The organism is Pseudomonas sp. MYb541, from assembly GCF_037479595.1.
Classification (GTDB): Bacteria; Pseudomonadota; Gammaproteobacteria; order Pseudomonadales; family Pseudomonadaceae; genus Aquipseudomonas; species Aquipseudomonas canadensis.
On the sequence record NZ_JBBGYS010000035.1, the window covers coordinates 39,100 to 59,629 of the forward strand.

Below are 20,530 nucleotides of genomic sequence, written 5' to 3' on the forward strand. Positions count from 1 at the left end.
CCGTAGATTTTAGGAGTTGCTCTATGAGCCAAGTATTGGAAGATCTGGTGGACTTGCTGACCCTGGAGCCGATCGAGGAAAACCTCTTTCGCGGCCGCAGCCAGGACCTGGGTTTTCGCCAACTGTTCGGCGGCCAAGTGCTCGGCCAGTCGTTGTCGGCTGCCAGCCAGACTGTAGAAGAAGCGCGGCACGTACATTCCCTGCACGGTTACTTCCTGCGCCCCGGCGATGCGAAGTTGCCGGTGGTGTATTCGGTGGACCGTGTGCGTGATGGCGGCAGTTTCAGCACGCGCCGCGTGACCGCGATCCAGAAGGGCCACCCGATCTTCACTTGCACCACCTCGTTCCAGTACGACGAACAAGGCTTCGACCACCAGACCACCATGCCCGTGGTAGTGGGCCCGGAAAACCTGCCGTCGGAGCTGGAGCTGACCCAGCAACGCGCACACCTGATCCCCGAGCACATGCGCGACAAGCTGCTGTGCCCCAAGCCGATCGAAGTGCGCCCGGTCACCGAAAAAGACCCGTTCAACCCGCAGCCGTCCGACCCGGTCAAGTACGTGTGGTTCCGCGCCGATGGCGCCCTGGCCGACTCGCCGGCGCTGCATAAATACCTGCTGGCCTACGCCTCGGACTTCGGCCTGCTGACCACCTCCTTGCTGCCCCATGGCAAGACCGTGTGGCAGAAAGATATGCAAGTCGCCAGCCTTGACCATGCGCTGTGGTTCCACGCCGACCTGCGTGCCGACGACTGGTTGCTGTACGCCATGGACAGCCCATGGGCCGGCAATTCCCGTGGCTTCTCCCGTGGCAGCGTGTACAACCGTGCCGGGCAACTGGTGGCGTCGGTGACCCAGGAAGGCCTGATTCGCCATCGCAAGGATTGGGCATGAGCCTGTCGGACATCAAACACTGGGTGTTCGACATGGACGGCACCCTCACGGTCGCCGTGCATGACTTCGCGGCCATTCGCGTGGCTTTGGAGATTCCGCCCGAGGACGACATCCTCACTCACCTGGCGGCGTTGCCTGCCGATGTCGCGGCGGCCAAGCATGCCTGGTTGCTGGAGCATGAGCGCGAGTTGGCGCTGGGTTCAGTTGCGGCGCAAGGCGCAGTCGATCTGGTGCGCGAGTTGGCCGGGCGTGGTTACCGCTTGGGCATCCTGACCCGCAATGCGCGCGAGCTGGCGCACGTCACCCTGGAAGCGATCGGCTTGACGGACTGCTTTGCCATCAAGGACGTGTTGGGGCGTGATGATGCGCAACCCAAGCCCGATCCGGATGGCTTGCTGAAGCTGGCGGCCGCTTGGGACGTGGCGCCGAGTGAGATGGTGATGGTCGGTGATTACCGCTTCGACTTGGACTGTGGCCGGGCGGCGGGAACGCAGACGGTGTTGGTGAACCTGCCGGAAAACCCCTGGCCGGAGTTGGCCGATTGGCATGCCGAGGATTGCGCCGCCCTGCGCCAAATGCTGCAGCCCTGACAATAGGGATCAACTGTGGGAGGGGCTTGCCCTCGATGGCGGTGTATAAGTTAGCAGATGTGTAGCTGGCAGACCGCAATCGGGGGCAAGCCCCCTCCCACCGGTTATTGCGTGAACAGCACCGTCTGGCCTTCCGGCGACGTAAACATCCCATCCCCGTTATGCCCCACCCCCGGCACTTCCACCAGGTGATGGCTCAACTGCGGATGCCGCTGCTTGAGGTAATCAAAATAATTGTGCCCACGAATCAGGCGATACGCGCCCTGGGTCTCGGCTGCGCAGCTTTTATCCAGCGCCGGGTGGTTCGGGTCGGTGTCTTGCTGGCCCAGCAGGTAGGTGATGTTGCGTGATACATACGCCTGTTCCAGCTGCTCGGCGCTCTGCCCCTTGGCGTAGGCCGGCAGGTTTTGCAGGCCGTACTTCCAGTCGTTGAAGCCTGGGCAACTGGCCGTGTCGAATTTCACCGGGCGCTGCGGGGTGAAATAGGCGTAGGAGGATGGATTGGCCACTACGTATCGCAGGCCAATGCCTTCGGTCTGCAGGGTTGGGTGGTCGTGGCCGGTGAGCGCGAAACGCTGCACCACCTGGCCGCCGCCGGAGTGACCGGCGACCACGATTTCCTTGAGCGCCGGGAACAGCTTGCGGTTGCCCAAGTGCTTGATGATCTGGTCGAGGGCGCCATAGGAGCTGATCTGCCCCGGACCGGTCGAGGGCTCGCCGGCCATCCAGTCGTTGCCATTCCAACGCAGCACTTGGTTGTCCAGGTGGTTACGTTTCACGTCGGATTCATTTAGAAACTGCGGCGCAATCACCAGTGTATGGGCGGCCTGGCCCGCATGCTCGGCGGCGTCTTCACCGCTTTGCAGGTAAGTCTGCGCATTGCGCAGGCGACCATGCACGATGATCAAGGCGCGGGTGACCTGGGGCAGCGGTTTAGTCCAGTCCTGGCTTAAACCCAGACTGAGGTCGCCGGCCTCCAGCTGGAAACGATCGGGACTGACTTCTTTTACGCCATGCTCTTTTACGACAGGCCCGGCGGCGAAGGCGGAACAGGTGACCAACAAACCCAGCAGCAGTCCCAATCGTTTATTCATTTAAAGACTCTTGGCGGTAAAAGTGTCGCATTGAGTGATCTGGCCCTGGGCGAAGCCGGTCTTGAACCAGCGAACCCGCTGTGCCGAGGTGCCGTGGGTGAACGAGTCCGGCACCACGCGCCCCTGACCCTGTTGCTGTAAGCGGTCATCGCCGATGGCGTTGGCCGCATTCAGTGCTTCTTCAATGTCGCCGGGTTCGAGCCAGTTCAGGCGCTTTTGCGCACGGTTGGCCCATACCCCGGCAAAACAGTCGGCCTGCAGCTCCTGGCGCACCAGCAGGCCGCCGTCGCCTTGCATCTGCCGGCCTTGCTGGCGCGCCGCCTGGATCTTCGAAGAGATACCCAGCAGCGTCTGCACGTGGTGCCCGACTTCGTGGGCGATCACATAAGCCTGCGCAAAGTCACCGGCGGCCTGGAAGCGTTGCGACATTTCCCGGAAGAAATCCAGGTCCAGGTACACCTGCTGGTCAGCCGGGCAATAAAACGGGCCGCTGGCCGAGGTGGCCCCCCCGCAGGCGGAGTTCACCCGGCCGCGGAACAGAATCAGTTTCGGGTTCTTGTACGCCAACCCGTTTTCCTGGAACACCTGGCCCCAGGTGTCTTCTGTATCGCCCAGCACCGCGCGGACAAAATCCGCTTGCTCATCGTTGGCCGGCGGCGCCTGGCGCGATTGCGTGCTTACCGACGGCGCCTGTTCCATCTGGCCGGTCAACTGGCCGAGGATCTGCAAGGGGTCCTGGCCGGTCAGCCAGCCGATGCCGACGATCAGCACAATGGCCGTCAGGCTCAGGCCCTTGCCGCCGCCAAAGCGCATACCGCCACCGCCGCCACTGTCATCGCGGGCATCCACCACGTTGTCGCTGCGTCGGCCTTTTTTCCATAGCATGGGGCAATCCTCTCGGTGAACGGTCCTGCATTGATTGGGAAAGAGTATGGCCGTTAATCGCGGCAATAACCTTCGCCGGTATCGACAATCAGGCAATCCTTTTTATCCGCCAACCATTTCAAACCGGTGGCTTCACCGTTGCCGGCGCTCAGTTGCTGGGGGCCGTCCGGGCGGGTAAAGGCGATGCCGTCTTCGTTGGCCTCACCCTTGAAGGTGCCGGCGTCGTCATCATCAAGGCCGTATTTCATGGTCAGCAGGTAGTGACCTCGGCCGATGCTGTCGTCCTTGGCGATGGTCAGGTAGAGGCCTTCGACGCCGATCCATTTGCCGACCCATTTGTCGGTGGGCGGGGTTTGCGGCACCAGGGTGGCTTGTACGGAAGCCGGCGCGGGTTTGGGCGCTTCCTTGGTTTCCTGATTACAGGCGGTGAGCAGGGCAAGGGCAGAAAGAGCAAAGAGGATTTTTTTCATAGCAGCAAGGCCTTGGTTGAAAAGTGTACAACTGGACGGTCAACGTGCAGCGTTGGACTCGAAACCGGTGATTTAGTGCGCTGTTCGCACGGTGTTTGGTTATGCTCTTAGAGCAGGCTCCGACCCGGCTGCTAGATTACCGGGTTGAGCTCGACCGCGCGCCACACACGAGAATCCGATGACCGTCAGTACCCCTTTATCCGGCGTCAACCATCCCTTCAAGGGCATTTTGCTGATTGTTTTGGCGACGTTTCTGTTTTCCAGTCACGACGCCTTGTCCAAATACCTGGCGGGGTTCTACCCGATCGTGATGGTGGTGTGGGCGCGTTACTTGGTGCACACCCTGTTGATGGCCGGGATTTTCCTGCCGCAGTCGGGCTTGCGCGTGCTGCGCAGCAAGCGACCCGGGATGCAGGTGGTGCGGGCGCTGTGCCTGTTGGGCACCAGTCTGTTTTTTACGGCGGCGCTGCATTACATCCCGCTGGCGGAAGCCACGGCGGTGAACTTCCTCGCGCCGATCCTGGTGACGGCGCTCTCGGTGCCGCTGCTCGGTGAACACGTGACTCGTGGCCAATGGCTGGCGGTGATCTGCGGGTTTGTCGGCGTGCTGATCATCATCCACCCCGGCGGCGAACTGTTCACTCCGGCAGTGCTGCTGCCGCTGTGTTCGGCGTTGTTCTTCTGCTTCTATCAACTGCTCACGCGTATTCTCAGCCAATACGACTCGCCCACCACCAGCAACTTCTTTGCTGGCCTGTGCAATACCTTGGTGATGAGTGCGATGGTGCCGTTCTTCTGGCAGATCCCCACGCTATGGCATGGCGCATTGATGCTGGCGCTGGGCACCTGTGGCATGACCGCACACTTGATGCTGACCCAGGCGTTCCGCTTCGCGGCGCCGGCCTTGCTGGCGCCGTTCGGCTATTGCCAGATCGTATTCGCGGGGTTGTTGGGCTGGCTGGTGTTCAACCATACCCCCGATGTGACCACGGTGGTCGGCATCGGGGTGATCTGCATGAGCGGGTTGGCCGCTGCCTGGCAGCAGCGGCGTAGGTAGAGTTAGACGTCTACGGTAGGAATCTTGCGTGGCGCCATGAAGTACATCCAGGTCAGCGCAATGAAGTACATCGCCGGGATCAGGGTGAACAACACGGTGTAGTTGTTGTTCGTCACCGTCAGGATGTGGCCGACGATCTGGGTCATGAACATGCCGCCAATGGCCGCGCACATGCCGCCGAAGCCGAACACCGTGCTCATCATGTGCTTGGGGGTGTAGTCCATCACCAGGCTCCAGATGTTCGCGGTCCAGGCCTGGTGCGCACCGATCGCCAGGGAGATGGCAAACACTGCGACCCACAGTTGGCTGGAGCCGGCGGCCATGATCACGCCGACGATGCAGCAGGCAAACAGCAGCATCGACAGCAGGCGCGCCTTGATCGAGTTCATGCCACGACCGATCAGGAACGACGACAGAATCCCGCCCCCCACGCTGCCGAAGTCGGCCGTCAGGTAGATGATGATCAGCGGAATGCCCATTTGGGTCACGTTGATGCCCAGGTTGTATTGTTGGTTCAGGAACGGCGGCAGCCAGTACAGGTAGAACCAGAACACAGGCGCGGTCAGTGCGTAGGCGATGGCGAAGGCCCAGGTGCCGCGCATGCGCAGGATGCGGCTGAACGGTACGCCTGGTTGTTCCGGTTCGACATGCTGTTGCACGTAGTCCAATTCGGATTGTTTAACTGTCGGATGGTCTTCCGGGTTGTAGTACTTCAAACCCCAGAACACCAGCCAGATCGCGCCAAGCGATGCCATGCACAGGAACGCTGCCTGCCAGCCCCACACGTGGAGGATCAATGGCAGCAGCATCGGCGTCATCATCGCGCCAACGTTGGTGCCGGCGTTGAAGATACCGGTGGCCACCGCACGTTCACCCGCCGGGAACCACAAGCGCGTGGTCTTGACGCACGCCGGGTAGTTGGCGGCTTCGGTCAACCCGAGGATAAAGCGACACACCATAAAGCCGACTGCCGAGGTCGCTAGGCCGTGGGCGCCGGTCGCCAAGCTCCACAACAGCACCGCGCAGAAGAAAACGCGTTTCACGCCAACCCGGTCGATCAAGCGGCCCTGCAGCACAAAGCCGATGGCGTAGCCGACCTGGAACCAGAAGTTGATGTTGGCGTAGTCCATCGCCGTCCAGCTCATTTCTTTGGCGAGGATCGGCTGCATGACGCCCAGCGCGGCGCGGTCGATGTAGTTGAGGGTGGTGGCGAAAAACACCAGGGCCAACATGCCCCAGCGCGTTTTGCCCACGGCGAGGGCGCCGCGGATCTTGTCGCCGATGCCGGCGTGCGGGGTGCCGTGGCGCGCGGCCAGGGCGGAGTTTTGCAGAGGCATGAGGTCGTACCCGTTTTTTGAAATTTTTATGGTGTGTTCTGGGTCTGTTACGTCATCGATGGTGCGCAGTGGCTAAAAAATCGTCAATTCGCCAAAGGGGCATAGTGTTCGATAATCGCACCAAAAACTAACTGGTTCGTACATTTTAATTGCTGCGGTTAGGCTAGCGGCGAATAATTTGCCACAAACAACAATTGCCGGGAGTCGCCCATGCAACGTTCCATCGCCACTGTTTCCTTGAGCGGAACCCTGCCGGAAAAGCTCGAAGCCATTGCCGCCGCCGGGTTCGATGGCGTCGAGATCTTTGAGAACGACTTGTTGTATTACGACGGCAGCCCCCGCGAAGTTAGGCAAATGTGTGCCGACCTCGGCATTGCCATCACCTTGTTCCAGCCGTTCCGCGACTTTGAAGGCTGCCGCCGCGACCGCCTGGCGCGCAACCTGGAACGTGCCGAGCGCAAATTCGATTTGATGCAGGAACTGGGCACCGACCTGGTGCTGGTGTGCAGCAATGCCTCGGCCGACAGTGTGGGTGACGAGCGTATTTTACTGGATGACCTGAGCCTGCTCGCCGAACACGCCGGCCGCCGTGGCCTGCGTATTGGCTACGAAGCGTTGGCCTGGGGCAAGCACGTGAACACCTGGCAGCAGGTCTGGAACCTGGTGCGTCAGGTCGATCACCCCAGCCTCGGCGTATTGCTCGACAGCTTTCACACCCTGTCGCTCAAAGGCGACCCGAGTGCAATTGCCGAGATCCCCGGCGACAAGATCTTCTTCGTGCAAATGGCCGACGCGCCGATCCTGGCCATGGACGTGCTGGAATGGAGCCGGCATTTCCGCTGCTTCCCCGGGCAGGGCGAATTCGACCTGGCGGGGTTCCTCGCGCCGATCATCAAGAGTGGTTACACCGGGCCGCTGTCCCTGGAGATTTTCAACGACGGCTTCCGCGCCGCGCCGACCCGCGCGAATGCGGCGGATGGCCTGCGCTCCTTGCTGTACCTGGAAGAGAAAACCCGCGAGCGCCTGAAGCAGGAAGCCCCTGCACAGCCTGTCGAGATTCTGTTCGATACCCCGGCCGCCAGCGAGTACGACGGCATCGAGTTCCTTGAATTTGCCGTGGATGAAAGCCTCGGCGCCAAGCTGACCGTCTGGCTGGAACGCCTGGGGTTCGTCAAGGCCGGGCAGCATCGCTCCAAGAGCGTGAGCTTGCTGCGCCAGGGTGATATCAACCTGATCCTCAACTGTGAACCCTATTCCTTCGCCCACAACTTCTTCGAGGCTCATGGACCGTCATTGTGCGCCACGGCGATTCGGGTCAAGGACAGCGCCAAGGCCCTGGAGCGGGCGGTGGCGTACAAAGGCCAGCCGTATCGCGGCCTGGTCGGGCCCAATGAGCTGGAACTGGCGGCGGTACGTGCGCCGGATGGCAGCCTGATTTACCTGGTGGACAAGAGTGAAGGCGGCCTCTACGACACTGACTTCAACCTGCAACCTGCGGCGTCAGACAGCGGCGGCTTGCTGCGCATCGACCACATGGCCATGGCGTTGCCGGCCGACAGCCTCGACAGTTGGGTGCTGTTCTACAAGAGCCTGCTGGATTTCGAAGCCGACGACGAGGTGGTGCTGCCCGACCCCTACGGTCTGGTGAAAAGCCGTGCCCTGCGCAGCCGTTGCAGCTCGATCCGCCTGCCGCTGAATATCTCCGAGAACCGCAACACCGCGATTTCCCACGCGCTGTCGAGCTATCGCGGCTCCGGCGTGCACCACATTGCCTTCGACTGCGCGGATATTTTCGCCGAGGTGCGCCGCGCCAAAGAGGCGGGTGTGCCGCTGCTGGATATCCCGCTCAACTACTACGACGACCTGGCGGCGCGGTTCGATTTCGATGACGAGTTCCTCAGCGAGTTGGCGTACTACAACGTGCTGTACGACCGCGACGCCCAGGGTGGTGAGTTGTTTCATGTGTACACCGAGCCGTTCGAAGGGCGGTTTTTCTTCGAGATCATCCAGCGCAAGAACGGTTATGCCGGCTACGGCGCGGCCAATGTGGCGGTGCGTCTGGCGGCGATGGCAAAATCGCGCAGCGGTGCGGTGCGTCTGGCGCGTTTATAACGGCGGGTCAGGTGCTTTCTTTCAGGCCGCATCGCGGCCCATAATCACGGCCTGCATAACACTGGCCGTGAGCGCACCATGACCACCGAGGCACCTCGCAAGAGTCGTAAGAACAATCCGGAAAAGACCCGCGAAAACATACTCCAGGAAGCCATCGTCGAGTTTGTCCAGCAAGGCCTTTCCGGCGCTCGCGTGGACGCGATCGCCGAGCGTATCCACACGTCCAAGCGCATGATCTATTACTACTTCGGCAGCAAGGAGCAGTTGTACGTCGAGGTGCTGGAGAAGCTCTACGGCGACATTCGCAACACCGAAACACGCATGAACCTCACGGCGCTGGAGCCGCGTGAGGCGATCCGGCGGCTGGTGGAGTTCACCTTTGATCACCATGACCAGAACGTGGATTTCGTGCGCATCGTCAGTATCGAAAATATCCACAATGCCGAATATGTGAAGCGCACCGACACCATCAAGGCCATGAACAGCAAGATCCTTGAAGGGCTGGGCGAAACCTTGCGCCGTGGTGCCGAGCTGGGCTTGTTCCGGGAAGGGCTGGAGCCGTTGGACGTGCACCTGCTGATCAACTCGTTCAGCTTTTACCGAGTGTCCAACCGCCATACCTTCAGTGAGATTTTTCAGATCGATCTGTCGGATGAGGCGGTTAAACAGCGGCATCGGGACATGATTTGTGAGTCGGTGATGCGTTACCTCCAGGCCTGAAGTCTCAGGCTGGAATGCATTCAAAATGTGGGAGGGGGCTTGCCCCCGATGACAGTGGGTCAGCTACAGATAAGCTGGCTGATCCACCGCTATCGGAGGCAAGCCCCCTCCCACATTTGGATTTTTATTCCAACTCAGTTAGGTATTCATGCTTTGGAAATGCGCCAGCATCCTATCGGCATCCGGCACTTCCCCACTGAACAGCTCAAACGCCTTCACCGCCTGAAACACCGCCATGTTGCCGCCATCCAAGGTGCGGCATCCCAAGGCGCGGGCGTCGCGCAGCAGTTCGGTTTCCAGCGGGAAATACACGATCTCCGCCACCCACAATTCAGCGCGTAGCCAGGTGGCCGGAACGGGGGTGCCCGGCAGCTTGGCCATGCCCATCGGCGTGGTGTTGACCAAGCCATCGGCCTCGGCCAGGGCATTTTCCAGTTGATTGCCAACTTGGGCCCGACCGGCGCCGAAGCGCTGCGCAAGGTTATCCACAAGGTCGCGGGCGCGGCTGATGTCCACGTCAAAAATACTCAAGTGCTCCACACCTTCAGCCAGCAGCGCATGCGCCACCGCCGCGCCCGCACCACCTGCGCCCATCTGCACCACGCGTTGGCGTGCCACATCCTTCAGGTTGCGCCGAAAGCCTTCGGCGAACCCCAGGCAATCGGTGTTGTGGCCGATGCGCTTGCCGTCCTTGAACACCACGGTGTTGACCGCGCCAATCCCGCGGGCCTCGTCGGACAGTTCATCGAGCAGCGGTAGGATCGCCTGCTTGCACGGGTAGGTAATGTTCAGGCCGGTGAAGTGCATCAACTCGGCGGCGTCCAGCAAGTCGGGCAGGGCGTTGATGTCCAGGTGCAGCGGCTCAAGGTCGATCAGGCGATACAGGTAGCGCAGGCCTTGGGCGTCGCCTTCTTGCTCATGCAGGGCGGGCGTGCGCGAGGCCTGGATGCCAGCGCCGATCAGCCCGGCGAGAATGCGCGGTTTCATCGGGCCGATCCTTTGAACAACTGGCTGAAATGTTCCAGGGCCAGGTGGTAGCCGTGGCTGCCGAAGCCTGCGAGGACGGCCTTGGCAATGGGCGACACAAACGAGTGATGCCGGAACGCTTCACGGGCATGCACGTTGGAGAGGTGTACCTCGATCACCGGCACTTCACTGGCCACCAGCGCATCGCGAATCGCCACGGAGGTGTGGGTCCAGGCTGCCGGGTTGATCACGATACCGGCGTAACGTACGCGGGCGCCGTGAATCCAGTCGAGCAATTCGCCTTCGTGGTTGGTCTGGCGGAATTCGATTTTCAGCCCGAGCTGTTCGGCGCTGCGACCACACAGGGCGGCGACATCGGCCAGGGTTTCATGGCCGTAGGTGGCGGGCTCGCGGGTGCCGAGCAGGTTGAGGTTGGGGCCGTTGAGCACCAGCACGATAGGCGACATGGGATGTATCTCCACAGTTCTTGTTAGTTGTGCAGATAAAATGTACTGGTTAGTTAATTTGGTCAATTGATGGCGGCGGATGTGTTCGATTACCGAACTGTTAATCAGACCTTTCGCACAAGCGGATCAGATTAGATATCAATTGAAAATCATTCTCGATAACGCTTAATATGCCCGCCTGTTTCCTTTACATTCCAGGGAGTCGGTTTGTCGGACGTGGATCTCAAGGGCCTGTTTCTCAAGCATGCCGATACCCTGCGCGGGTATCTGGCGCGCAAGGTACGGGACCCGCAGTTGGCCGCAGACCTGGTGCAGGAGAGTTTCCTGCGCCTGGCGGAAAAGCCGGCCGGCGAGCGCATCGACAACTCCCAGGGCTATCTCTATCGAACGGCGAGCAATCTGCTGATCGACCATATTCGCCAGGAAGCGCGGCGCAAGACAGACTCCGTGCCCCATGAGGCGCTGGCCGAGATTGAAGATGAAGTGGCCGGGTTGGAGGCTCAGGCAATGGCGCAGCAACAGCGACAGGCATTGAAGCAGGCACTGGCGGAATTGCCGGAACGCACCCAGCAGATTTTCCGTCTCAACCGCATCGAAGGCATGACCCACGCCCAGGTCGCCCGGCACCTGGACATCTCCGACAGCTCCGTACAAAAGCACCTGGCCAAGGCGTTGGCCTACGTAATGCAGCGCTTGCAGGACGGCGAAGTCGCGCCATCCGACGAATGAGTTACCGAAATGCGCCACTTCAGACGTCACAGCGTTACATAACGAAAAATTCGAGATTCACACGTGAATAGCCAGGGTCCGCAACAGCACAGCATTACCGAGGCGGCCGCCGAGTGGGCGGTGCGCTTGCACGCCGGTGCCCTGACCGAACAGGAGCAGGCCGAGCTGCAGCATTGGATCGCCTGCGACAGCCGCCACGAAGCGGCGTTGCGTTTTGCCGAACAGACATGGGCAGCATTGGGCGATGTGTATAAGGAAGATCCCGTGCACCGCCAGCGTCCGTCAGTGGCGCCTGCGGCGGTGCGCCGAACCCAACGGCGAAGGCCATGGCAACGTGCGGCCGCCGTCGCGTTGGTCGTGGTGGTGGCGGGTGTTGGCTGGGTGCGCGGGCCGCAGGTGTTGCTGCGCATGCAAGCGGACTACATCACCGCCAAAGGCGAGGTGCGCACCGTGCACCTGGCCGACGGCAGCAAGGTCGAGCTGGATTCCGCCAGCGCTATCCGCCTGGACTACGACGGTGTGCAACGTCGCATCAGCTTGCTCCAGGGTTCGGCAATCTTTGACGTGGCGCCCATGCTCGGCGAGGAAACCCGGCCGTTCGTGGTGCAGAGTGCCGGTGGGCAGACCCGCGCGCTGGGCACGCGGTTTGTGGTGGAGCGTGAAGACGACAGCCAAGCGTGGGTCGGCGTGCTGGAACACAGTGTTGAGGTGTCCCTGAGCGCAACGCCGAAAAAGGGGCCGTCCGACAGGGTGGTCCAGGAAGGCCTGGCCGTACGCTACAGCCCTCAGCAAGGCATCGTCCCCTTGGACCAACTCGATGTTGCGCGCGCCACCAGTTGGCGGCGCGGTGTGTTGATCTTTGATCGCCAGCCGTTGGCCAACGTCATCGAGCAACTCAACCGCTACCGTCCCGGGCGCGTGGTGTTGGCCGACTCGGCGTTGGGCGAGCGTGAAGTCAGCGGCGTGTTCCGCCTCGATATGCTCGACACCGCCCTTGCCACACTTACCCAGGAACTCCAGGTGCAACGCCTGGACCTGGCTGGCCTCAGCCTGATCTATTGATGACCCGGTGGGGCCTGCCCCACCGCCTGAAATCCCTCTTCCTGAAAAACTTTCAAAAACCCTTACTGACTTCCCGCGCCTCGTACGTCTTGCTAGGTGAGAAGCATTCGCATAAACAAAAAACGCTTAGCGCAGGGAACAACAGAAATGTCAGCACTCAACAAGGGGCGTATCACCGTTAGCCGGTTAGCCCTGGCCATCCACTTGGGCCTGTTCGCCGCTGCGGCCCCGGTGTACGCCGCGCAACCTCAGGCGAAGGCTGCACAACCGGCCGTGCTGATGATCGATATCCCTGCGCAATCCTTGGGCAGTGCGGTGCTGGCGTTCGCCGACCAGGCCGGCCTGCAAGTGCTGTTCGACAGCCAGCGTCTGGAAGGCTTGCAGAGTACGGCGGTGAAAGGGCAGTACAGCGTGCAGGAAGGCTTGGCGCGTTTGTTGGGCAATGCACCGGTGGAGTACCGCTTCAACGGCGAGCGCCAAGTCACCCTGACCCGCGTTGAGCAGAGCGGCGCCGCCTTGGCGCTGGGAACCACCACGATCACCGGCCTGCACCCCAACGATTGGGTGTATTCATCGCCCCGCTCGGTGAGTGTGGTCGGGCGCGAGCAGTTGGATCGAAACCCGCCCCGGCACGCCGCTGAAATGCTGGAGGAGGCACCGGGCGTATACTCGGCGGTCAGCCAGCAAGACCCTGGCTTGTCGGTGAATATTCGCGGCATCCAGGACTACGGCAGGGTCAACATGTCGGTGGACGGCATGCGCCAGAACTATCAGCAAAGTGGCCACCAGCAACGCAACGGCACGCTGTATGTCGACCCGGAGTTGCTGTCTGAAGTGGTGATCGAGAAGGGCGCCACTTCGACGATGGGTGGGGCGGGAGTGATCGGCGGGGTCGCCAACTTTCGCACCGTGGAAGCGGCGGACCTGCTCAAGGGCGGCAAGGAAATCGGCGGGCGTATCCGCTTGACCACGGGGCTGGGCGGGCGCAGCAACGGCACGCACTTTATCGGGAGCTCGGCGTTTGCCGTGGGCACCGACGTGTGGGACATGTTGGTGGCGGCCAGTGAGCGCCACCTCGGTGACTATAAGCCCGGCACCAAGGGCAGCATTGGTGAGTTGCGCACCGGCAGTTCCTTCCTGCCGGCCAGTGAAGACCGGATCAAGCACTCCACTGTGGAATACACCGGTTCGGTGATGCGTTCGCGACTGCTCAAGCTGGGTCTCAACTTGCCGGTGGATCAGCGTTTGCAACTGAGCTACCTGACCACTGAAGTCGGCTATGACGACGTCAACATGATGACCGCCGAAAAAGCCCAGCTCTGGGAGAAGCTCGGCAGCAGTGACGTCACGGCGCAGAACTTCGCGCTGGACTACAGCTACACGCCGGACAACCCGCTGATCGATTTCAAGGCCAAGCTGTATTACGTCGATACCCGCAATGATCAAACCACGCTGACCCGTGGCAGCAGCAAGGGCTACGACGTCACCTACCAGACCAACACCTATGGTTTCCAGGCGCAGAATATTTCGACCTTTGCCTTGAGCGAACTGTCCGTGATCAAGGCCAACTATGGCCTGGAGTTTTTCTACGACAAGGTCCGCCCGGACTCCAACCAAATGGTGGCCGCCGACTCGGCCGTGACGGCCTCTGCGGCGGAAAGCATCACGCCCAGGGGCGACCGGGCGATGGGCAGCCTGTTCACTCGCCTGGACTACGACTACGACAATTGGCTGAACCTCAACGCCGGGTTGCGCTACGACCGCTATCGTCTGCGGGGCGAAACCGGTTTGAACACCCGTACGTTCATCATTGGCACCACGCGGCAAGTTGGCTTGCCCATGACGTATGACGTGGATCGGGAAGAGGGGCATTTTTCGCCGACCTTCGGCCTGTCGATCAAGCCCGGCGTGGACTGGCTGCAACTCTTTGCCACGTACGGCAAGGGCTGGCGCCCGCCGGCAGTCACCGAATCGTTGGTCAGCGGTCGGCCCCATGGCGGGGGCTCCGAGTCGATCTTCCCCAACCCCTACTTGAAGCCTGAGACGTCTACGTCCTGGGAGGTTGGCCTCAATGTATTGAAGGAGGACCTGCTGTTCTCCGAAGACCGCGTGGGCATGAAAGTGTCCTACTTCAACACCCGCGTGGACGACTTTTCCTATATGGCCCTGGGGGTGCAGCCGCCGGGTTATGGCATCGCCAATATCGGCAATGCGGCGTATGTGAATAACCTGGAGACCACCCGTTTTCGCGGCCTTGAATACCAGTTGGATTACGATGCCGGGTTCGCCTACGGCCAGTTCAACTACACGCGCATGCTCGGCAGCAATAAATTCTGCAGCAAGACCGCGTGGCTGGGCGGTGTGACCAAGATCCAGAAAGGGCCCGGCAGCCGGGCGCCAGTCACTGCGATGGTGCCCGACGATGTAGCCAATGCGGGGCAGAGCTGCAGTGCGATCCTGGGCTCCTCCGAGCACATGCCGATGGACCGCGGCACTGCGACGCTGGGCGCACGCTTCCTTGAGCGTAAGTTGGATGTGGGCGTTCGCGCTCGCTATAGCGGCGGTTACTACGTCAAAGGCGGCGCGGGTGTGACCACCTCGCAAACCGGCGTTTACCCGGCCGACTGGAAGCCCTACACCGTCTATGACCTCTACAGCAGCTACCGCGCCACCGACCAGTTGACCCTGCGCCTGGCCATGGAAAACGTCACCGACCGCGCCTACCTGGTGCCGTTGGGCGACGTGTTGGCCTTCACCCTGGGGCGTGGGCGCACCTTGCAGGGCACCGTTGAATATCAGTTCTGACCGATTTTGCCCAGTGACGGGCAAAACCACAGCAGGCAGTGGCTTGCTGTGGAGATACCACCCCATGACTTGGAGTTTTGCATGAGCATTTCTATTTCATACAGCACGGCCTACGCCACTAACACCGTTGCCCAGTACCTGAGCGACTGGTCGGCTTACTTTGGTGACCTGAACCACCGTGAGGGTTCGGTCAAAGAAGGTTCGAACACTGGTGGTTTCAATCCTGGCCCGTTCGACGGCACCCAATACGGTGTGTCGAGCACTGTCAGCAACGCGGCAGTGGTTGCTAACGGTGACCTGCATTACACCTTGTTCAATCCGCCGTCGCACACCTTGTGGGGGTCGATCGACTCCCTGGACCTGGGCACTATCCTGACGGGCGGTGCGGCCGGCGGTACCTACAGCCTCGCCGAGCAGGAAGTCAGCTTCACCAACCTGGGCCTGTCGAGCCTGCAATCCGAAGGCCGTGACGGCCAGGTGCACAAAATCGTGTACGGCCTGATGAGCGGCGACAGCTCGGCACTGGCGTCGGCGATCGACTCCCTGCTCAAGGACATCGACCCAAGCCTGTCGATCAACTCCACGTTCGACCAGCTTGCGGCTGCCGGTGTGGCCCACGTGGACTCGGCTGCGGTCTCCGCTTCCGATGTGGCGCTGGTGGGCGTGCAAGATGTGCCTCAGGACTTCGCCCTGGCCGCTTAAGCAAAAAAGCGAATGGCAGATCGCTCTCCCATTCGCCGTTTTACACACCGCTGTCGCCAAGCCTTCTAACTCTTCAGCGACGGCGGTGCCGAATTCTGCGCAGCGTCGCTTTGCCTGTCAACGCGGCGGCGCTGCCCGCTCAACCCCATGAGAATCCCCAGATGCGCCACGCCGGCAACGAAACCCTGGCCGCCCTCACGGCCTATAAAAGTGGCTTCTTCAACATCGGCCTGTTCTCGGCGGTGATCAACCTGCTGATGCTCGCCCCGGCGCTGTACATGTTGCAGGTGTACGACCGGGTGCTGGCCTCGGGCAATGAGATGACCCTGTTGATGCTGACGCTGATGATCCTCGGCCTGTTCGGCCTGATGGGCGCGTTGGAATGGGTGCGCAGCCAGGTGGTGATCCGCCTCGGTACGCAGATGGACATGCGCTTGAACCAGCGGGTGTACGACGCCGCGTTCGAAGCGCAACTCAAGGGCGGCACCCAGGCGGCGGGCCAGGCGTTGCATGACCTGACCACGCTGCGCCAGTTCGCCACCGGCCAGGCGTTGTTCGCGTTCTTCGATGCGCCTTGGTTTCCGGTGTACCTGCTGGTGATTTTCCTGTTCCACCCCTGGCTCGGTGTGTTGGCGCTGGTCGGCGCGCTGCTATTGATCGTGCTGGCGTGGGTCAACCATCACGTCAGCCAGGCGCCGATGGCCTTGGCCAGCCAACTGTCCATCAGCGCCAGCCAGCAGGCCACGGCCAACCTGCGTAATGCCGACACCATCGAAGCCATGGGCATGCTCGCCACGTTGCGTGCGCGTTGGTTCGGCCAGCATCAGGCGTTTTTGGCGCAGCAGAACCTGGCGAGTGAAAAGACCGCCACCGTTACCGCGTGGTCCAAGGGCGTGCGCCTGGCGTTGCAATCCCTGGTGTTGGGCCTGGGCGCCTTGCTGGCAGTGCAGGGCGAAATCACGCCGGGGATGATGATTGCCGGCTCGATCCTGATGGGCCGCGTGCTGAGCCCCATCGACCAGTTGATCGGCGTGTGGAAACAGTGGGGTTCGGCGCGCCTGGCCTTCGATCGGTTGTCGCAGATGCTGGCGGCGAATCCCGCGCGCCCGCAGCGCATGGCGCTGCCGGTGCCCAAAGGCCAACTGAGCGTCGAACAAATCAGCGCCTGTGCCCCCGGCAGCCGTCGGCCCGCGCTGGCCAATCTGGGCTTTAATCTGGCCGCTGGCGAAGTCCTGGGCGTGATCGGGCCGTCGGGCTGCGGCAAATCTACCCTGGCGCGGATACTGGTAGGCGCTTGGGCGCCCCTGGCCGGCAAGGTGCGGCTGGACGGTGCCGATCTGGCCTTGTGGGATAAGCAGCAATTGGGCCCGCACATCGGCTATCTGCCTCAAGACATCCAGCTATTCGCCGGCAGCATCGCCGAAAACATCGCGCGGTTTGCTGAGGTCGATGCGGATAAAGTCCTCGCGGCTGCACAAATGGCCGGCGTGCATGAGCTGATCCTGCAACTGCCCCAAGGTTACGACACGCAATTGGGAGAGGGCGGCGCCGGGCTGTCTGGCGGCCAGAAACAGCGCGTCGCGCTGGCCCGCGCGCTGTACGGCCTGCCCGCGCTGATCGTGCTGGATGAGCCTAACGCCAACCTTGATGAAGTCGGCGAGCAAGCTCTGCTCCAAGCGATCACCCAGCTCAAGCAGCAGCGCCGAACAGTGATCCTGATCACCCACAAACCCAACGTACTGACCCTGACCGACCAGTTGCTGATCCTCAAGGAAGGTCAGCTGCAGGCCTTCGGGCCGACGGCGCGTGTGCTGGAGGCACGGCAGAAACCGGCAGCGCCCAAACCGGTATCGACCATGAGCATGAGCTACCGCCTCGGTGAAGGAAAACAGGCATGAACCAGAGTAAACCTGTGTTGGTGAGCGACACACCAAGCAACGTGCTGGCGCTGGATGACAAAAAGTACTCGCGCCTGGGCTGGCTGTTGGTACTCGGCGGTTTTGCCGGATTCCTTGGCTGGGCGGCACTGGCTCCGTTGGACAAGGGCGTGGCAGTGCCGGGCAAGGTCATGGTGTCGGGCCATCGCAAGACCGTGCAGCACCCGGCCGGGGGCATCGTCGAGCGTATCGACGTGCGCGACGGTGACGTGGTTGACGCAGGCCAGGTGTTGTTGCGCTTGAAGGAAACCCCGTTGCGCGGGCAGATGCAGTCTCTGCGCAGCCAGTACCTGGCGTCCCTGGCCAGCGAGGCGCGCTTGAGTGCCGAAAGTGAAGGGTTGTCGGCGATCACCTTCGGCCCCGAATTGCTCAACGATCCGGAGGCGGCGGCCACCCTGAGCCTGCAACGGCAGTTGTTCAATAGCCGCGCCCAGGCCTTGGCCACCGAGCAACAAGGCCTGCGTGAAACCATCGCCGGGGCCGAGTCGCAACTGCGGGGCACGCGGGATTCGCAAGCAAGCAAAGTCCAGCAGCGCGCGGCGTTGAATGAGCAACTGCAGGGCCTGCGTGAGTTGGCGCGCGAGGGGTACATTCCACGTAATCGCCTGCTCGACAGTGAGCGACTCTACTCACAGATCGACGGCGCCATCGCCGAGGACTACGGTCGCATCGGCCAACTGCAACGCCAGGTGATGGAACTGCGCCTGCGCATCCGCCAGCTCGGCGAAGACTTTCAGAAAGACCTGCGCGGCCAGTTGGCCGAGACCCGCACCCGCAGCGATGACCTGCGCAATCGCCTGGCGTCGGCCGAGTTCGAATTGGCCAACAGCCTGGTGCGTGCGCCCGCAAGCGGCGTGGTGGTGGGGTTGGACGTTTACACCGAAGGCGGCGTGATCAAGCCCGGCCAGGCGCTGATGGACATCGTGCCCCAGGGCGAGCCCTTGCTGGTGGAGGCGCGGGTGCCGGTGCAGATGGTCGACAAGGTGCACCCCGGCCTGCCGGTGGAACTGATGTTCTCGGCCTTCAACCAGTCCACCACACCTCGGGTGGCCGGCGAGGTGACATTGGTCTCGGCGGACCGCCAGGTCGATGAGCGCACCGACGAGCCCTATTACACGCTGCGCGCCCAAGTCAGCGCGGCCGGCATGCAGCAATTGGACGGCGTGCAGATCCGCCCGGGCATGCCGGTGGAAACCTTCGTCAAGACCGGCGAGCGCTCGATGCTCAACTACCTGTTCAAACCCCTGATGGATCGCACTCATATGGCCCTGGTGGAAGAATGAAGGCGCTGTTGTTGACCTTGTGTTTCGGTTGTTCCTCGGCGGCGCATGCCCTGGGTTTGCTGGATGCCTACGACTTGGCCCTACGCAATGATCCGACGTTTCAGGCCGCGATACAGGAGCGTGAAGGCGGTGAAGAAAACCGTGCGATCGGTCGGGCCGCGTTGTTGCCGAACTTGTCGTGGAGCTATAACAACTCGCGCAACGAGTCCGAAGTGACGGCGGGAGATGTCAAAAGCGACCGTGATTACCGCAGTTATGCGTCGACCCTGACCTTGCAGCAACCGCTGCTGGATTACGAAGCCTACGCGCGTTTTCGTCAGGGCACCGCCCAGGCGTTGATGGCCGACGAGCGCTTTCGCGGCAAGAGCCAGGAACTGGCGGTGCGGGTGCTCAATGCTTACAGCCAGGCGTTGCTGGCCCAGGAGCGTATCGAGTTGAGCCGTGCACAGAAACGCGCGTATGCCGAGCGCCTGCAACTCAATGACCGCCTGCTCAAAGGCGGCGAAGGCACGCGCACCGATGTGCTGGAAACTCAGGCGCGGCTGAGCCTGGCCCAGGCCGAAGAAATCGAATCGCAAGACGCCCAGGACAGTGCCCTGCGCGAGCTGGAAGCCATTGTCGGCCAACCGCTGCAAATCGAAGAACTGGCGCCGCTGACGCGCCAATTCGAGATTGCGCCCCTGGAGCCCAATCGTTTCGAGACCTGGCGTGAACTGGCCATGGCCAACAACCCTGAACTCAAATCCCAGCATCACGCCCTGGACGTGGCTTCCTATGAAGTGGAGCGTAAACGCGCTGGTCACTTGCCCAAGGTCAGCCTGTACGCCACCAGCCGCCAGACCAACTCCGACTCGGAAAGCAGCTACAACCAAAAGTACGACACCAACACCGTCGGCATCCAGGTCAGCCTGCCGCTGTTTGCCGGTGGCGGCGTATCGGCCTCCACGCGGCAGGCGGCGAACCAGCTGTCCCAGGCCCAATACGAGCTGGACGCGCAAACCTCGGCCACGCTGGTGGAGTTGCGCAAACAGTTCAACCTCAACACCAGCGGCGCGGCCAAGGTGCGTGCTTATGAAATGGCCGTCAGCTCTGCCACGGCTTTAGTCGCTGCGACGAAAAAGAGTGTGGCCGGCGGTGAGCGGGTCAACCTCGACGTGCTCGACGCAGAACAACAACTCTTCACCGCCCGCCGCGATTTGGCGAGTGCACGACATGCGTATCTGCTGGCGAGGATTCAGCTGAAGTATTACGCGGGGTTGCTGAGCGAGCAGGACTTGCGGGCCTTGGCGGGGTATTTCCAGCCTTCGGCATGAGTGGTTACAACCCGGCATTCGCCGGGTTTTTTGTGCTTACTAATCTGTGAATCAGCTTCGGGAAATGGAGCCGGTTGTCGGGTGACAGGGGAAAATTGTTACCAGGCG

The 20,530-nt window shown here is 61.7% G+C and carries 18 protein-coding genes; 12 read left to right on the top strand and 6 right to left on the bottom strand.

Going from position 1 to position 20,530, the window contains the following annotated elements; genetic code table 11:
* Positions 1–23 precede the first annotated feature (23 nt).
* On the top strand, positions 24–893 hold the full coding sequence (tesB, locus tag WH299_RS20885; RefSeq protein WP_016976734.1) for an acyl-CoA thioesterase II: 870 nt from the start codon (positions 24–26) through the stop codon (positions 891–893).
* Positions 890–1,483, top strand: a complete 594-nt coding sequence (locus tag WH299_RS20890) for an HAD family hydrolase (RefSeq protein ID WP_339551187.1) — start codon at positions 890–892, stop codon at positions 1,481–1,483. The genes tesB and WH299_RS20890 overlap by 4 nt, the downstream gene beginning before the upstream one ends.
* Before the next feature lie 104 nt (positions 1,484–1,587).
* On the opposite strand, the gene WH299_RS20895 is transcribed toward WH299_RS20890, so the two are convergent.
* Genes WH299_RS20895 through WH299_RS20905 form a run of 3 tightly spaced genes read right to left on the bottom strand, consistent with a single transcriptional unit; the run spans position 1,588 to position 3,932 of the window.
* On the bottom strand, positions 1,588–2,577 hold the full coding sequence (locus tag WH299_RS20895) for an alpha/beta hydrolase (protein ID WP_339551188.1): 990 nt from the start codon (positions 2,575–2,577) through the stop codon (positions 1,588–1,590).
* Positions 2,578–3,462, bottom strand: a complete 885-nt coding sequence (gene ypfJ, locus WH299_RS20900) for a KPN_02809 family neutral zinc metallopeptidase (protein ID WP_122683605.1) — start codon at positions 3,460–3,462, stop codon at positions 2,578–2,580.
* 53 nt (positions 3,463–3,515) lie between these two features.
* Complete coding sequence (locus WH299_RS20905; protein ID WP_068931992.1) at positions 3,516–3,932, bottom strand: lipoprotein; 417 nt, start codon at positions 3,930–3,932, stop codon at positions 3,516–3,518.
* 178 nt (positions 3,933–4,110) lie between these two features.
* On the opposite strand from WH299_RS20905, the gene WH299_RS20910 reads away from it, so the two are divergent.
* Positions 4,111–4,989: a DMT family transporter gene (locus WH299_RS20910; protein WP_339551189.1), complete on the top strand. Its 879-nt coding sequence runs from the start codon at positions 4,111–4,113 to the stop codon at positions 4,987–4,989.
* Positions 4,990–4,991: 2 nt separating this feature from the next.
* Here WH299_RS20910 and WH299_RS20915 read toward each other — a convergent pair whose 3' ends face one another.
* Positions 4,992–6,326: an MFS transporter gene (locus tag WH299_RS20915; protein WP_126570768.1), complete on the bottom strand. Its 1,335-nt coding sequence runs from the start codon at positions 6,324–6,326 to the stop codon at positions 4,992–4,994.
* 210 nt (positions 6,327–6,536) lie between these two features.
* On the opposite strand from WH299_RS20915, the gene quiC reads away from it, so the two are divergent.
* Positions 6,537–8,438 (top strand): 3-dehydroshikimate dehydratase QuiC, encoded by a 1,902-nt coding sequence (gene quiC, locus WH299_RS20920; protein ID WP_339551190.1) that lies wholly within the window; start codon positions 6,537–6,539, stop codon positions 8,436–8,438.
* Between the two features lie 78 nt (positions 8,439–8,516).
* Positions 8,517–9,158, top strand: coding sequence for a TetR/AcrR family transcriptional regulator (locus tag WH299_RS20925; protein ID WP_028618034.1), 642 nt, complete (start codon positions 8,517–8,519; stop codon positions 9,156–9,158).
* 138 nt (positions 9,159–9,296) lie between these two features.
* Here WH299_RS20925 and WH299_RS20930 read toward each other — a convergent pair whose 3' ends face one another.
* Together WH299_RS20930 and aroQ are read right to left on the bottom strand one after the other, a co-directional pair.
* Positions 9,297–10,145, bottom strand: a complete 849-nt coding sequence (locus WH299_RS20930) for a shikimate dehydrogenase (protein ID WP_122728001.1) — start codon at positions 10,143–10,145, stop codon at positions 9,297–9,299.
* Complete coding sequence (aroQ, locus tag WH299_RS20935) at positions 10,142–10,591, bottom strand: type II 3-dehydroquinate dehydratase (protein WP_339551191.1); 450 nt, start codon at positions 10,589–10,591, stop codon at positions 10,142–10,144. The genes WH299_RS20930 and aroQ overlap by 4 nt, the downstream gene beginning before the upstream one ends.
* A gap of 207 nt (positions 10,592–10,798) precedes the next feature.
* On the opposite strand from aroQ, the gene WH299_RS20940 reads away from it, so the two are divergent.
* The 7 genes from WH299_RS20940 (at position 10,799) to WH299_RS20970 (ending at position 20,422) form a co-directional block, all read left to right on the top strand.
* On the top strand, positions 10,799–11,320 hold the full coding sequence (locus WH299_RS20940; protein WP_028618031.1) for an RNA polymerase sigma factor: 522 nt from the start codon (positions 10,799–10,801) through the stop codon (positions 11,318–11,320).
* A gap of 63 nt (positions 11,321–11,383) precedes the next feature.
* Positions 11,384–12,382, top strand: coding sequence for a FecR family protein (locus tag WH299_RS20945; protein ID WP_122728005.1), 999 nt, complete (start codon positions 11,384–11,386; stop codon positions 12,380–12,382).
* Between the two features lie 147 nt (positions 12,383–12,529).
* Positions 12,530–15,187 carry a TonB-dependent receptor gene (locus WH299_RS20950; protein ID WP_339551192.1) on the top strand — a complete coding sequence of 886 codons (2,658 nt, stop codon included), beginning with the start codon at positions 12,530–12,532 and terminating at the stop codon, positions 15,185–15,187.
* 81 nt (positions 15,188–15,268) lie between these two features.
* Positions 15,269–15,889 carry a heme acquisition protein HasA gene (locus WH299_RS20955; RefSeq protein WP_122728009.1) on the top strand — a complete coding sequence of 207 codons (621 nt, stop codon included), beginning with the start codon at positions 15,269–15,271 and terminating at the stop codon, positions 15,887–15,889.
* 161 nt (positions 15,890–16,050) lie between these two features.
* The gene (locus WH299_RS20960; RefSeq protein ID WP_028618027.1) at positions 16,051–17,787 is read left to right on the top strand and encodes a type I secretion system permease/ATPase; all 1,737 of its coding nucleotides are present in this window, start codon (positions 16,051–16,053) and stop codon (positions 17,785–17,787) included.
* Positions 17,784–19,109 (top strand): HlyD family type I secretion periplasmic adaptor subunit, encoded by a 1,326-nt coding sequence (locus WH299_RS20965; protein ID WP_339551193.1) that lies wholly within the window; start codon positions 17,784–17,786, stop codon positions 19,107–19,109. Before WH299_RS20960 ends, WH299_RS20965 begins: the two co-directional genes overlap by 4 nt.
* Positions 19,106–20,422 carry a TolC family outer membrane protein gene (locus tag WH299_RS20970; protein ID WP_339551195.1) on the top strand — a complete coding sequence of 439 codons (1,317 nt, stop codon included), beginning with the start codon at positions 19,106–19,108 and terminating at the stop codon, positions 20,420–20,422. The genes WH299_RS20965 and WH299_RS20970 overlap by 4 nt, the downstream gene beginning before the upstream one ends.
* Positions 20,423–20,530 lie beyond the last annotated feature (108 nt).

What these genes read in the sequence shown, in the direction of transcription:
- tesB (WP_016976734.1), top strand. Translation starts at nt 24, where the DNA reads ATGAGCCAAGTATTGGAAGATCTGGTGGACTTGCTGACCCTGGAGCCG.
- WH299_RS20890 (WP_339551187.1), top strand. Translation starts at nt 890, where the DNA reads ATGAGCCTGTCGGACATCAAACACTGGGTGTTCGACATGGACGGCACC.
- WH299_RS20895 (WP_339551188.1), bottom strand. Translation starts at nt 2,577, where the DNA reads ATGAATAAACGATTGGGACTGCTGCTGGGTTTGTTGGTCACCTGTTCC.
- ypfJ (WP_122683605.1), bottom strand. Translation starts at nt 3,462, where the DNA reads ATGCTATGGAAAAAAGGCCGACGCAGCGACAACGTGGTGGATGCCCGC.
- WH299_RS20905 (WP_068931992.1), bottom strand. Translation starts at nt 3,932, where the DNA reads ATGAAAAAAATCCTCTTTGCTCTTTCTGCCCTTGCCCTGCTCACCGCC.
- WH299_RS20910 (WP_339551189.1), top strand. Translation starts at nt 4,111, where the DNA reads ATGACCGTCAGTACCCCTTTATCCGGCGTCAACCATCCCTTCAAGGGC.
- WH299_RS20915 (WP_126570768.1), bottom strand. Translation starts at nt 6,326, where the DNA reads ATGCCTCTGCAAAACTCCGCCCTGGCCGCGCGCCACGGCACCCCGCAC.
- quiC (WP_339551190.1), top strand. Translation starts at nt 6,537, where the DNA reads ATGCAACGTTCCATCGCCACTGTTTCCTTGAGCGGAACCCTGCCGGAA.
- WH299_RS20925 (WP_028618034.1), top strand. Translation starts at nt 8,517, where the DNA reads ATGACCACCGAGGCACCTCGCAAGAGTCGTAAGAACAATCCGGAAAAG.
- WH299_RS20930 (WP_122728001.1), bottom strand. Translation starts at nt 10,145, where the DNA reads ATGAAACCGCGCATTCTCGCCGGGCTGATCGGCGCTGGCATCCAGGCC.
- aroQ (WP_339551191.1), bottom strand. Translation starts at nt 10,591, where the DNA reads ATGTCGCCTATCGTGCTGGTGCTCAACGGCCCCAACCTCAACCTGCTC.
- WH299_RS20950 (WP_339551192.1), top strand. Translation starts at nt 12,530, where the DNA reads ATGTCAGCACTCAACAAGGGGCGTATCACCGTTAGCCGGTTAGCCCTG.
- WH299_RS20955 (WP_122728009.1), top strand. Translation starts at nt 15,269, where the DNA reads ATGAGCATTTCTATTTCATACAGCACGGCCTACGCCACTAACACCGTT.
- WH299_RS20960 (WP_028618027.1), top strand. Translation starts at nt 16,051, where the DNA reads ATGCGCCACGCCGGCAACGAAACCCTGGCCGCCCTCACGGCCTATAAA.
- WH299_RS20965 (WP_339551193.1), top strand. Translation starts at nt 17,784, where the DNA reads ATGAACCAGAGTAAACCTGTGTTGGTGAGCGACACACCAAGCAACGTG.
- WH299_RS20970 (WP_339551195.1), top strand. Translation starts at nt 19,106, where the DNA reads ATGAAGGCGCTGTTGTTGACCTTGTGTTTCGGTTGTTCCTCGGCGGCG.